The organism is Burkholderia sp. NFPP32, from assembly GCF_900119325.1.
GTDB lineage: Bacteria > Pseudomonadota > Gammaproteobacteria > Burkholderiales > Burkholderiaceae > Burkholderia > Burkholderia pyrrocinia_C.
In genome coordinates this window covers 199267-212215 of record NZ_FPJP01000006.1, presented here as the reverse complement: position 1 = coordinate 212215, position 12949 = coordinate 199267, and the positions used below count along the sequence as shown (strand labels likewise).

General features: G+C 67.2%; 9 protein-coding genes. 5 read left to right on the top strand and 4 right to left on the bottom strand.

Annotated features, from left to right (window positions below; genetic code table 11):
• Nucleotides 1-168: 168 nt before the first annotated feature.
• The 4 genes from BT264_RS14855 (at nucleotide 169) to argE (ending at nucleotide 3847) form a co-directional block, all read left to right on the top strand.
• Entirely contained in the window at nucleotides 169-1491 is a 1323-nt protein-coding gene (locus BT264_RS14855; protein ID WP_072437814.1) for a flavin-containing monooxygenase, read from the top strand.
• Nucleotides 1492-1567: 76 nt separating this feature from the next.
• Nucleotides 1568-2017 (top strand): RidA family protein, encoded by a 450-nt coding sequence (locus BT264_RS14850; RefSeq protein ID WP_072437815.1) that lies wholly within the window; start codon nucleotides 1568-1570, stop codon nucleotides 2015-2017.
• Nucleotides 2014-2691, top strand: coding sequence for a DUF1028 domain-containing protein (locus BT264_RS14845; RefSeq protein WP_072437816.1), 678 nt, complete (start codon nucleotides 2014-2016; stop codon nucleotides 2689-2691). The genes BT264_RS14850 and BT264_RS14845 overlap by 4 nt, the downstream gene beginning before the upstream one ends.
• Nucleotides 2684-3847, top strand: coding sequence for an acetylornithine deacetylase (gene argE / locus BT264_RS14840; protein WP_072437817.1), 1164 nt, complete (start codon nucleotides 2684-2686; stop codon nucleotides 3845-3847). The genes BT264_RS14845 and argE overlap by 8 nt, the downstream gene beginning before the upstream one ends.
• Before the next feature lie 56 nt (nucleotides 3848-3903).
• Here argE and BT264_RS14835 read toward each other — a convergent pair whose 3' ends face one another.
• The gene (locus tag BT264_RS14835; protein ID WP_072437987.1) at nucleotides 3904-4827 is read right to left on the bottom strand and encodes a LysR substrate-binding domain-containing protein; all 924 of its coding nucleotides are present in this window, start codon (nucleotides 4825-4827) and stop codon (nucleotides 3904-3906) included.
• Nucleotides 4828-5216: 389 nt separating this feature from the next.
• Here BT264_RS14835 and BT264_RS14830 point away from each other — a divergent pair, with 389 nt between their 5' ends.
• Nucleotides 5217-6638: a purine-cytosine permease family protein gene (locus tag BT264_RS14830; protein ID WP_072437818.1), complete on the top strand. Its 1422-nt coding sequence runs from the start codon at nucleotides 5217-5219 to the stop codon at nucleotides 6636-6638.
• Nucleotides 6639-6771: 133 nt separating this feature from the next.
• Here BT264_RS14830 and BT264_RS14825 read toward each other — a convergent pair whose 3' ends face one another.
• The 3 genes from BT264_RS14825 to BT264_RS14815 all read right to left on the bottom strand — a co-directional run bounded on the left by BT264_RS14825 (nucleotide 6772) and on the right by BT264_RS14815 (nucleotide 12864).
• Complete coding sequence (locus BT264_RS14825) at nucleotides 6772-9051, bottom strand: FdhF/YdeP family oxidoreductase (RefSeq protein WP_072437819.1); 2280 nt, start codon at nucleotides 9049-9051, stop codon at nucleotides 6772-6774.
• Between the two features lie 127 nt (nucleotides 9052-9178).
• On the bottom strand, nucleotides 9179-12028 hold the full coding sequence (locus BT264_RS14820) for an ATP-dependent Clp protease ATP-binding subunit (protein ID WP_072437820.1): 2850 nt from the start codon (nucleotides 12026-12028) through the stop codon (nucleotides 9179-9181).
• Between the two features lie 566 nt (nucleotides 12029-12594).
• Nucleotides 12595-12864, bottom strand: coding sequence for a hypothetical protein (locus tag BT264_RS14815; protein ID WP_072437988.1), 270 nt, complete (start codon nucleotides 12862-12864; stop codon nucleotides 12595-12597).
• Between the last annotated feature and the right edge of the window lie 85 nt (nucleotides 12865-12949).

The window sequence follows — 12949 nt, the reverse complement described above, 5'->3', positions numbered from 1 at the left end:
CGCGTCGTCCTGCGCTGCTCGCCGCCCGCGCGACACCCAGCTTTTTGCTCGTCAACACCAACAAAAATCATCATTTCGCCTCCGGCGGTGTGTCAGCAGAATGTCTCCATTCCAGCTCGTGCGACAGCAGGAACGTCGCATCGAGCCGCACTTCAGAAGGAGACAGCCGTGGCAGTCGAAACAACCTCAATCGATACGCTCGTCGTCGGCGCCGGGCAGGCCGGCGTGGCCATGAGCGAGCACCTGGGCAAGCTGGGCGTGCCCCATCTCGTGCTGGAGCGCAGCCGCATCGCCGAACGCTGGCGCACCGGGCGCTGGGATTCGCTGGTCGCGAACGGCCCCGCGTGGCACGACCGCTTCCCGGGGCTCGAATTCGACGGCCTCGATCCCGATGCGTTCGCATCGAAAGACCAGGTCGCGGACTACTTCGAAGCGTATGCGCGGAAATTCAACGCGCCGATCCGCACCGGCGTCGAAGTGAAGAACGTCGTGCGCAACGCAGGCAAGCCGGGCTTCGTCGTCGTGACGTCCGACGGCACGATCGAGGCGAACCGCGTGGTCGTCGCGACGGGGCCGTTCCAGCGCCCGGTCATTCCGCCGATCGCGCCGGACGACGCACGTCTCGTGCAGATCCATTCCGCCGACTATCGCAACTCGGGCCAGCTTCCGGAAGGCGCGGTGCTGGTGGTCGGCGCGGGTTCGTCGGGCGTGCAGATCGCCGACGAGCTGCAACGCGCGGGCCGGCAGGTCTACCTGTCGGTCGGGCCGCACGATCGTCCGCCGCGCGCGTATCGCGGCCGCGACTTCTGCTGGTGGCTCGGCGTGCTCGGCGAATGGGACAAGGAAGTCGCGACGCCCGGTCGCGAACACGTGACGATCGCGGTGAGCGGCGCACGCGGCGGCCATACGGTCGATTTCCGCGCGCTTGCGAACCAGGGCGTGACGCTGGTCGGGCTGACGAAGTCGTTCGACGGCGGCGTGGTCACATTCGAACGCGACCTCGCGATCAATCTCGCACGCGGCGATGAGAACTACCTGTCGCTGCTCGCTGCGGCCGACGCGTATGCGGCGCGCAACGGCCTCGACCTGCCGGAAGAGCCGGACGCGCGCCGCATCCTGCCGGACCCCGAATGCGTCGCGCATCCGATCCTTTCCCTCGACCTTGCCGGTGCCGGCGTCACGTCGATCGTCTGGGCGACCGGCTATGCGGTCGACTACGGCTGGCTGAACGTCGACGCGTTCGCGGCGAACGGCAAGCCGCAGCACCAGCGCGGCGTGTCGACGGAGCCCGGCATCTATTTCCTCGGGCTGCCGTGGCTGTCGCGGCGCGGTTCCAGCTTCATCTGGGGCGTGTGGCACGACGCGAAGCACATCGCCGATCACATCGTGACGCAGCGCAAGTACCTCGACTACCACGATGCGTCGCAACATCGCGCGGCCGCGCAAGCGGCGCAGGCCGACGCGCGCCCGCTCGCCGAAGCGACGAACTGACGAGCAGACACGAACCCGCCGCGCTGCGTCCGCTGCCGGCGCGACGGGTGTTTCCACCGACGATCGAAGGACCTCGATGAGCCAACCTACCCATACGCGTATCCGCATGTTCAACACGAAGGATACCTATCCGAACCAGACGCTCGACAACGACCTGTGCCAGGCCGTGCGGGCCGGCAATACCGTCTACGTGCGCGGCCAGGTCGGCACCGATTTCGACGGCAACCTGATCGGCCTCGGCGACGCGCGCGCGCAGGCCGGGCAGGCGATGAAGAACGTCAAGCAGTTGCTGGAGGAAGCCGGCAGCGACATCACGCATATCGTGAAGACGACGACCTACCTGATCGACCCGCGTTATCGCGAGCCGGTGTACCAGGAAGTCGGCAAGTGGCTGAAGGGCGTCTATCCGATCTCGACGGGGCTCGTCGTGTCCGCGCTCGGCCAGCCGCAGTGGCTGATGGAAATCGACGTGATCGCGGTGATCCCGGACAACTGGCAGCCGAACCGCGCACAGGAGGCGACATGACTTTCTCCATCGTCGGGCGCTGCCCGGAGACGGGGCAGCTCGGGATCGCGATCAGCTCGTCGAGCATCGCGGTGGGTGCGCGCTGCCCGTGGGTGCGTGCGGGCGTGGGCGCGGTCGCGACGCAGAACATCACGCTGCCGGCGCTCGGCCCGCAGATTCTCGACCTGATCGAGCACGAACAGCTCGGGAGCGCCGCGGCGCTCGACCGCGCGCTCAGCGCGAACGGCTGGAGCCAGTACCGGCAGGTCACGGTGATCGACGGGCAAGGGCAGACGGCGTGTTTCACCGGCAAGGAAGCGCTCGGCACGCATCACGCGGTGAAGGGCGAGCAATGCGTGGCGGCCGGCAACCTGCTGGCCGCGCCGGCCGTGATCGATACGATGGTGCGTGCATTCGAACAGGCGCCCGGCCTGCTCGCCGATCGCCTGCTGGCCGCGATGCATGCGGCGATCGCAGCCGGCGGCGAGGCGGGGCCGGTGCATTCGGCCGCGCTGAAGGTGGTCGGCGACGTGGCCTGGCCGATCGTCGACCTGCGCGTCGACTGGGCCGATGCCGACCCGATCGGGCAGCTCGACGCGCTGTGGCGCGCATATCGACCGCAGATGCAGGATTACCAGACCCGCGCGCTGAACCCGACCGCCGCGCCGAGCTACGGAGTGCCGGGCGATGAGTGACGCATCGAGCCGCGCGCTGCTCGAACGGCTGATCGCGTTCGCGACGGTCAGCCGCGATTCGAATCTCGAGATGATCGCGTTCATCCGCGACTATCTCGCGGGCTTCGGCGTATCGAGCGAACTGTTCTACAACGCGGAGCGCACGAAGGCGAGCCTGTATGCGACGATCGGGCCGCGCGATCGCGGCGGCATCGCGCTGTCGGGCCACACCGACGTGGTGCCGGTAGACGGGCAGGCGTGGACGGTCGAGCCGTTCCGGCTGACCGAGCGCGACGGCCGCCTGTATGGTCGCGGCACGGCCGACATGAAGGGCTTCATCGCTTCGGTGCTCGCGGCGGTGCCCGCGTTCGTCGCGAGGCCGCTGAGCGTGCCCGTGCATCTCGCGTTCTCGTACGACGAGGAAGTCGGTTGTGTCGGCGTGCGGCCGATGCTCGAAGCACTGGCCGCGCGCGAGCATCGGCCGCGCCTGTGCGTGATCGGCGAGCCGACCGAACTGAAGCCGGTGCTCGGTCACAAGGGCAAGCTCGCGATGCGCTGCCACGTGAAGGGCGCCGCGTGCCACTCGGCGTATGCGCCGTCGGGCGTCAACTCGATCGACTATGCGGCGAAGCTGATCGGCCGGCTCGGCGAGATCGGCGCGGCGCTCGCGCGGCCCGAATGGCACGACAGCCGCTTCGATCCGCCGTTCTCGACCGTGCAGACCGGGTTGATCAAGGGCGGCCGCGCGCTGAACATCGTGCCGGCCGAATGCGCGTTCGATTTCGAGGTGCGTGCGCTGCCGGATTTCGATGCGCACGACGTGCCGAGAAAGCTGCAGGACTATGCGGAATCCGAACTGTTGCCGAAGATGCGCGCGGTGCAGCCTGATACCGATATTCAACTGCAGCCGCTCGGCGCGTACCCGGGGCTCGCGACCGCGCCCGACAGCGAAGCCGCGCGCCTGCTCGCGATGCTGAGCGGGTCCGATGCGTTCGGTACGGTCGCGTTCGGCACCGAGGGCGGGCTGTTCGGGCAGGCGGGCATTCCGACCGTGGTGTGCGGGCCCGGCAGCATGGACCAGGGGCACAAGCCCGACGAGTTCGTCACGCTCGAACAACTGCACGGATGCGACGCGATGCTGGGCCGTCTGGCCGCGCATCTTGCTTCGGCCGCCTGAACCCATAGCCGACACGCACGCGCCCGTCCGGTGGCGCGTGCGTTTTTTCTCCTTCGTTATCGCGCCGATTCCGCGACGATCCGCGCGAGCCGCTCGCGACAGAAATCGACAAACGACTGCGCCTGCTTGGTGAGCTGCCCGCGTTTCAGTCGTGCGCTCACGAGCCCGGACGGGCTCACCGTTTCGCTGAGGCCGATCGTCACGACGCGCCGGCCGTCGTACGTATATTCCGAATACGGGCGCGTGACGAGCAGCGAGAAGCCGAACCCCTGGCCGACCATCCCGCGCACCATCTCGATCGACGGCGAGCCGAACACGATGTTCGGCGTCAGCCCGAGCTCATGAAACAGGCTGACGAAATACGTGCGGCTCGGCTGCACGTCGAGCAGGATCATCGGCTCGACACAGAGGTCGCGCAGCGACACGTGCGGCTGGCCCGCGAACCGGTGGTTCTCCGGCAGCAGCACGTACGGCTGCTGCGGCGGCATCAACGGCTCGGTTTCGATCGTGCCGTCGAGATCGTGGTCGTACATCAGCGCGAGATCGAACGTGCCGGACGTCAGGCCCTGCACGAGTTCCTGCTGGTCGCCGTCGCGCAGCCGGATGTTGACGCCCGGGTAGCGCTCGCGAAACCCCGCGATGAGCTGAGGAAGATAGAGCGGCGCGACCGTCTCGAAGCAGCCGATGTCGATCTGCCCGGTGATCACGTCGTTGTCGGCGAGCGCGTTCTGTTCGAATTCGTGCGCGATGCGCAGCAGCTCCTGCGCTTTCCGGTAGAAGCGCGTGCCGCTCGGCGTCAGCGATACGCCCTGCGCGTGATGGCGGATGAACAGCTTCACGCCGAAGCTTTCCTCGAGCCCCTTGATCGCGCTGGAGATCGACGGCTGCGCGATGAAAAGCTGGCGCGACGCCTCGGCGACGCTGCCGGATTCCACCGTCGTCACGAAGTATTTCAGTTGCCGCAAAGTGTAGTGAGCCACATGCACCTCTGATGCCCGGCCCCGGCATGCCGCCGAGGGCGAATTCTGTCCATGGTTTCGCGTAGCACCTTACCTGAAGAAGCCTGAAGCCGAAATTTCCGCTACAGAGCTTTTTCGTATGTCCCGGAAATATTTTTAGTATTTCTCCGTCGCGGCATCGGGGGCGCACCATCGTCTCCAATCCGGATCACAACGAGGCCGCACACGTGCCGGCGGGACATGTCGTCCGTCCCCGCATGCCGCGCATTGTCCGCTTCGGCCGACAACCGCCGCGCGTGCACGCGGCGCGTCGTCGCTCGCGTATCCGGACCCGATTGCAGGCTCGCGCACCGTCGTGGGCCGGCTGAAACGGCAAGCGCGCATCGCCGCGCAGGACAGGAGACTTCACCATGACGAACGTGGACCGCAACGCGTCCCCGATGATAGAGAAACACACGATCGGCTACGTGCCGCCCGCGGAACGCCACGGCAAGGTGCGCGACCTGTTCACGCTCTGGTTCGGCGGCAACATCGCGCCGCTGCCGATCGTGACCGGCGCGCTCGGCGTGCAGCTCTTCCACCTGAACCTGATGTGGGGCATCGTCGCGATCGTCGTCGGCCAGGCGGTCGGCGGCGTGCTGATGGCGCTGCATTCCGCGCAGGGGCCGCAGATGGGCATCCCGCAGATGATCCAGAGCCGTGCGCAGTTCGGTTCGTGGGGCGCGCTGCTCGTCACGGTGATCGCGGCCGTGATGTACGTCGGCTTCTTCGCGTCGAACATCGTGCTCGCCGGCAAGTCGGTGCACGGCATCGCGGCGTCGGTGCCGGTGCCCGTCGGCATCGTGATCGGCGCGGTGGGCTCGGGGCTGATCGGCATCGTCGGCTACCGCTTCATCCATATCCTGAACCGGATCGGCACGTGGGTGCTCGGCATCGGGATCCTGGTCGGCTTCTGGATGATCCTCACGCACGTGACGACTGACGATTTCCTGACGCGCGGCGGCTTCGACTTCGCCGGATGGCTCGCGACGGTATCGCTGTCGGCGTTGTGGCAGATCGCGTTCGCGCCGTACGTGTCGGACTATTCGCGTTATCTGCCGGAAAACGTCGGCGTGGCGTCGACGTTCTGGGCGACCTATCTCGGCTGCACGATCGGTTCGACGCTCGCGTTCATCTTCGGCGCGGTCGCGGTGCTCGCGGTGCCGGCCGGCGCGGACACGATGGATGCAGTCAAGCAGGCGACGGGCCCGCTCGGACCGCTGATGCTCGTGCTGTTCCTGCTGAGCGTGATCAGCCACAACGCGCTGAACCTGTACGGCGCGGTGCTCGCGGTGATCACGTCGGTGCAGACGTTTGCGTACAAGTGGATTCCGACCGCAAAAACCCGCGCGGCGGTGTCGGTCGTGATCTTCGTTGCGTGCTGCTACGCGGCGATCGGCGCATCGACGAACTTCGTCGGCAACCTCGTCGATCTCGTGCTCGCGCTGCTGGTCGTGCTCGTGCCGTGGACGGCGATCAACCTGATCGACTTCTACGTGATCCACAAGGGCAAGTACGACATCCAGTCGATCTTCATGGCGGACGGCGGGATCTACGGCCGCTTCAATCCGCAGGCGCTGCTCGCGTATGCGATCGGCATCCTCGTGCAGATTCCGTTCATGAACACGCCGATGTATGCGGGCCCGATTCCCGCGCATCTCGGCGGCGCGGACCTGTCGTGGCTCGTGGGGCTGCTGCTGACGTCGCCGCTGTACTACTGGCTCGCGACGCGCGACAGCGCGTACCGGCGCCGGCAGGGCGGTGCGCATCTGCCGCCGACTGCAGCGCAGTAAGCGGGGCACTGTTCGAAGCGGAGAAGAAAGAGTGGGGCTACCGTAGCGATGGCGATGCGGTGGCTCGTGGAAGCGTTTCGGTATGACGAGGGCAGGCTCGCGGCCGGAGAAGCGCCGCAAGCCTGCGCGTGCATCAGACGGCCGCGGAGCGCGCGACGCGCACCGGCACCGACTTGTACGACGGCGTGCCGCTTTCCTTGTCGATGTAGTCGAGCGGCACGAGCACGTTCGCTTCCGGGTAGTACGCGCCGACCGAGCCCGGCGCGATGTCGTACTCGATCGCGGTGATCTTCTCGAGACGCAGCGTGCGGCCCGACGCGGTGATCGTCTCGATGTCGACGAGGTCGCCGTGTTCGAGCCCGTACTTCGCGAGATCCGCCGGGTTCATGAACAGCACGTCGCGCCGCCCGAACACGCCGCGATAGCGGTCGTCGAGCCCGTAGATCGTCGTGTTGTACTGATCGTGGCTGCGCAGCGTGATCAGCCGCAGCACCTGCTCGGCGCCGAGCACCGCCGCGTCTTCCGCGACGCCCTTGTAGACCGAGAACATCGCCTTGCCGGTCGCCGTGGGCCATACGCGCTCGGTGGGCGGCAGCGGCAGCCGGAAGCCGCCCGGCGTGCGGATGCGTTCGTTGAATGCCTCGAAGCCGGACACCGTGCGGTCGATCAGGTCGCGGATGCGGTCGTAGTCGGAGATCAGGTCGAGCCACGCGACCTTGCTGTTCGGCAGCGTCGCATGCGCGATGCCCGCGACGATCGCGGGCTCCGAGCGCAACTGGTCGGACGCCGGCTTGAGCTTGCCGGCCGACGCGTGGACCATCGACATCGAATCCTCGACGGTGATCGATTGCCGGCCGCTCGCCTGCATGTCGAGCTCGGTACGGCCGAGCACGGGCAGGATGAAGGTTTCCTTCCCGACCAGTAGGTGCGTGCGGTTCAGCTTGGTGCCGAGATGCACGCTCAGGTCGAGCTTCGCCATCGCCGGGAACGACAGCTCGGGATCGGGCAGCGCGACCGCGAAGTTGCCGCCGAGGCACAGCAGCGCCTTCGCGCTGCCGTCGACCATCGCCTGCATCGCCTGCACGGCGTCGTGCCCGTGATGCGCGGGCGGCGTGAAGCCGCATACGTCCTCGATCTTCTTCAGGAACTCGGCCGACGGTTTCTCGGTGATGCCGACCGTGCGGTTGCCCTGCACGTTCGAATGGCCGCGCAGCGGGCAGATGCCGGCGCCGGGCTTGCCGATGTTGCCGCGCATCAGCAGCAGGTCGGCGATCAGGCGCACGGTTGCCGTGCCCTTGTTGTGCTGCGTGACGCCCATCCCGTACGTGACGATCGTCGCGTTCGATTTCGCGTAGGCGAGTGCGACCTGTTCGAGCTGCGCCTGGCTGAGGCCGCTCGCGCGCTCGATGTCGTCCCACGACGTGACCTGCAGATCGGCCGAGAACGCGTCGAAGCCGTTGGTGTGCTGAGCGATGAAGTCGCGGTCGAGCACGTCGCCGCGCTCGGCTTCGAGCTGCAGCAGCGCCTTCATGATGCCCTTCAGCGCGGCCGCGTCGCCGCCCGCGTCGAGCTGGTAGTACGTCGATGCGATGCGCGTCGAGCCGAACGACGCCATCTCGATCATGTCCTGCGGATCCGCGAAGCGTTCGAGCGCGCGCTCGCGCAGCGGATTGAACACGATGATCGGCACGTTGCGCCGCGAGCACTCATGCAGCGTACCCATCATCCGCGGGTGGTTCGTGCCGGGGTTGTGGCCGATCGAGATGATCAGCTCGCAGTGGTCGAAATCCTCCAGCGATACGGTGCCCTTGCCGATGCCGATCGACTGCGGCAGGCCGACGCTGGTCGGCTCGTGGCACATGTTCGAGCAGTCGGGGAAGTTGTTGGTGCCGAGCTCGCGCGCGAACAGCTGGTACAGGTACGCGGCTTCGTTCGACGCGCGGCCGGACGTATAGAACTCGACCTGCTCGGGCGGCAGCGCGCGCAACACTTCGCCGATGCGCGCGAACGCATCGTCCCATTCGATCGCACGGAACGTGTCGGTCGCGCGATCATAGACGAGCGGATGCGTGAGCCGGCCCATGTTCTCCAGTTCGTAGTCCGACATGCGCAGCAGCGACGATACGGTGTTCGCCGCGAAGAACTCGGGCGTCACGCGCTTGGTCGTCGCTTCCCACGTGACGGCCTTCGCGCCGTTCTCGCAGAACTGGAACGTCGACTTGTGTTCCTTGTCGGGCCATGCGCAGCCGGGGCAGTCGAAACCGTCGGGCTGGTTGGTCCGCATCAGCACGATCGGCGCCTCGATGGTTTCCATCTGCGTGCGCACGGCGTCGGCTGTCGCGCGAAGCGCGCCCCAACCGCCGGCGGGCCCGTCGTACTTCCTGATGCCTGGCACTTCGCGTCGATTTGTCATTGTGAATCTCCATGAGCCGGGCCCGGTGCGGGCGGCTCGGGTTGCGCCGTGTCGCGGCGTGGTGCGGCTCCGTCCGTCGGACGGAGTCGGTCATGCGTGCCCCGGGCATGCAGGGCAGGCGGGGGTTTCAGTGCGCGTCCTTCTTCGCGCCGGACGACTTCTTGCCGGACGGTTTCGCGGCGGGTGTGGGCGGCGGTGCGTCGGCGGGCGTGTCGCCTGTCTTCGCATCGTCGCCTGCCTTGGCCGCCTTGCCGTTCGGTTTCGCCTTGCCGCCGGCGTCCTTCTTCGCGTCCTTCGTGTCCTTCGCTTCCGGCGCGGCGAGCTTGTTGAACTTCACTTCGTCGCTGTCCTTGTCGTAGTCGACTTCGACGCGGTCGCCCGACTTCAGCCGGTCGGCGAGGATCTCCTTCGCGAGCTTGGTCTCGATGGTCTGGCGGATCTGGCGCTTCAGCTCGCGCGCGCCGAACTCCGGCTGATAGCCGGCTTCGGTCAGGTGCTCGACGAGCGAGTCGCCCATCATGAGCGTGATGTCCTGCGCGGCGGCCGTGCGCACCACGCGGTCGAGCTGGATCTGCACGATCGCGCGGATGTTCTCCTTCGACAGCGCGTGGAAGACGATCACCTCGTCGATCCGGTTCAGGAACTCGGGGCGGAAATGGCCCTTCAGCACCTGCATCAGTTCGTCGCGGATCGCCTTGTCGGTCTTGCGCGCGGCTTCCGGCTGCGTGAGGTTGTCCATGATGATCGCGGCGCCGAGGTTGCTCGTCGCGATGATGATCGTGTTGCTGAAGTCGACCACGCGGCCCTTGCCGTCGGTCAGGCGGCCGTCGTCGAACACCTGCAGCAGAACGTTGTAGACGTCCGGGTGCGCCTTCTCGATCTCGTCGAGCAGGATCACGCTGTACGGGCGGCGCCGCACGCGCTCGGTGAGCTGGCCGCCTTCGTCGTAGCCGACGTAGCCGGGCGGCGCGCCGATCAGCCGCGCGACCGCATGCCGTTCCATGTACTCGGACATGTCGATGCGGATGATCGCCTGCTCGTCGCCGAACACGGTCTCGGCCAGCGCCTTCGCGAGCTCGGTCTTGCCGACACCCGTCGGCCCGAGGAACAGGAACGTCGCGATCGGCCGGTGCGTCTGGCCGAGCCCCGCGCGCGACAGCCGCACGGCGTCGCTGACGGCCACCACCGCGTCGCTCTGGCCGACCACGCGCTCGCGCAGCTGCTCTTCCATCTTCAGCAGCTTCTGGCGCTCTTCCTGCGTGAGTTCCGACACGGGGATGCCGGTCAGCCGCGACACGACCTCGGCGACCGATTCGACCGTCACCTCCAGCGTTTCCGAGCCGGTCTTGCGCTGCCACGCCTCCATCTTTTCATCGACCGTCTTCTGCTTCGCGTTGATCTGCTCCTCGAACTGCTTCGCTTCGTCGAAGCGCTTGCGCGACGTCGCGTAGTCCTGTTCGCGCTTCAGTTGCGCGATCTGCGCTTCGCCTTCCTGGATGTCGACGGGGCGCGACGTCGCGCCGATCCGCACGCGCGCGGCGGCCTGGTCGATCAGGTCGATCGCCTTGTCGGGCAGGAAGCGCGACGTGATATAGCGGTCGGCGAACTCGGCGGCCGCGACGAACGCGTCGTCGGCGAACGTCACCTGGTGGTGCGCCTCGAGACTGTCGCGCAGCCCGCGCAGGATCACGATCGTCTGCTCGACGCTCGGCTCCGGCACGAACACCGGCTGGAAGCGCCGTTCGAGCGCCGCGTCCTTCTCGATGTATTTCTGGTATTCGTTGAGCGTCGTCGCGCCGATCAGGCTCAGCTCGCCGCGCGCGAGCGCGGGCTTCAGCACGTTCGCGATGTCGAGGCCGCCTTCGCCGCCGCCCTGGCCCGCGCCGACGATCGTATGCAGTTCGTCGATGAACAGGATCAGTTCGTCCTGCTTCGCAGTCACTTCGTCGATCAGCTGCTTCGCGCGCTCCTCGAACTCGCCGCGATACTTGGCGCCGGCGACCATCGAATTGATGTTGACCTCGACGAGCCGCTTGTTGCGCAGCACCTCGGGCACGTCGCCGTTGACGATCCGCTGCGCGAGCCCTTCGACGATCGCGGTCTTGCCGACGCCCGGCTCGCCGATCAGCACCGGGTTGTTCTTCTTGCGGCGCGCGAGCACTTCGATCGTGCTTTCGATTTCCTGCGCGCGGCCGAGCACGGGGTCGAGCTTGCCCTGGCGCGCGATCGCGGTGAGGTCGCGGCCGAACTTGTCGAGGTTCGGCGTGCCGGTCGGTGCGTCGACGCGGCCGTCCTCGGCGCCCTTGCCGACCACCTTCACGACTTTCTGGCGCAGCGCCTCGGGCGTCACGCCGTATTTCTTCAGCAGCGTGCCGGCGATGCTGTCCGGCACCGATGCAAGCCCGATCAGCAGGTGCTCGGGGCCGATATACGAGTGGCCAAGATCGCGCGACGCCTGGAACGCGTATTGCACGGCCTTCTTCACGCGAGGCGAGATCGACAGCTTGTCGAGCGGCGCATCGGGGGCGGCCGTGCCGGTGTGCGCATGCTCGTCGATATACGACTTGATGTCCTGCGGCGACAGCTTCAGTTCCTTCAGCAGCGCGGCGCAGACGTCGGTGTCCGCGAGCGCGTAGAGCAGGTGTTCGGAGTCGAGCTCGCTGCGGCGCAGTTCGTGCGCCTTCTCGGCCGCGCGCTGCAGCAGTTCGAGCGTATGTTCGCTGAACGCGTCGGTCGGGTCGACCGATTCGCGCGGCACCTCGGCGGCGAGCGGCGATTCGTCGCCGAGCTCACCGAACAGCGACGACGAGCCGCCGCCGCCCAGCAGCGAATCGAACGGGTTCAGCATGCTCTGATGCCGCATCAGCTGACGGAAATGGTAGTCGCAGATCGAGATCGTCTTGCGCTCGCCGTCCTGCATCACGGTTGCGCGCGCAACGGCCGGCCGGGCGTGGCAGATATCGCAAAGTGCGGGCATGGTGGTCTGGCTCCTGTCTGTGAAGGTGGGTCGAACGGTGAAGTCACGATGCGGTGCAGCGCTGGCGCGTGCCGACCGCGAACACGCGACGAGAGGCGCGGCGGCGCGCGGGCCGCGCCCACGCTGTCGCGCCGCGCGCGCCGGCGAGGCGCACGGTCGCGGCGGGGAGCGCGCATGCTGCGAGGAGCCCACGGCATCGCTTCGACTGCGTTCAAAATAGCGCCTCGGCGGGAGGCATCCAAGACACAGTTTCGCGCCGGACCGACTGCGAATTGCACCCTCACATGCGCGCACGCACGGGGGACAAGGAGTACAGACGGGCGCGCACGCGGCGACGCGGGCGCGCGCGGCATGTGCAGCGTGCGGTGACTGGAGGCACGGGGGAGGGAAACGCGAACGGATCGCGGTGCGACATCGGCGCGCAGGGCGCCGGTCGGCGGCAAACGGACGGTGATGCGGGTGGGCCGGCCGCGCGCGCATCGCAGCCGATGCGTGCGTGGCGGCCGAACGAGAGGTCCAGTTGCACGGTACGGGCCGGACATGGCGCCAACCGTGGCGAACCGCGATCAGTCGGACAGTTTCATCGCGAGCCGCTGGCGGGCGATCTGCTTCACGTCCGTCGACAGTGCCGCATTCGGCAGACCATTGGCCCAGACGGAGAACGAATCCTCGATCAGGTTGCGCGTGTCGGGCGGCAACTCGGCCAGCATCAGCGACACGACGGTAAACAGCACGGCGGTGTCGCCGGCCTCGCTGCCCGCGTTCGCATCGACCGTTTTCTTCAGGCTGTCGACCGACGCTTGCAGTGCCTGCAATGCATCATTCGTATCGCTCATGACATTCTCCATGCAAGATGGGTTCGATCGGCGACGAACATGCGGCCGGTCGCGCGCGACGCCCGGGCGGGCATCGCGCGCAGGC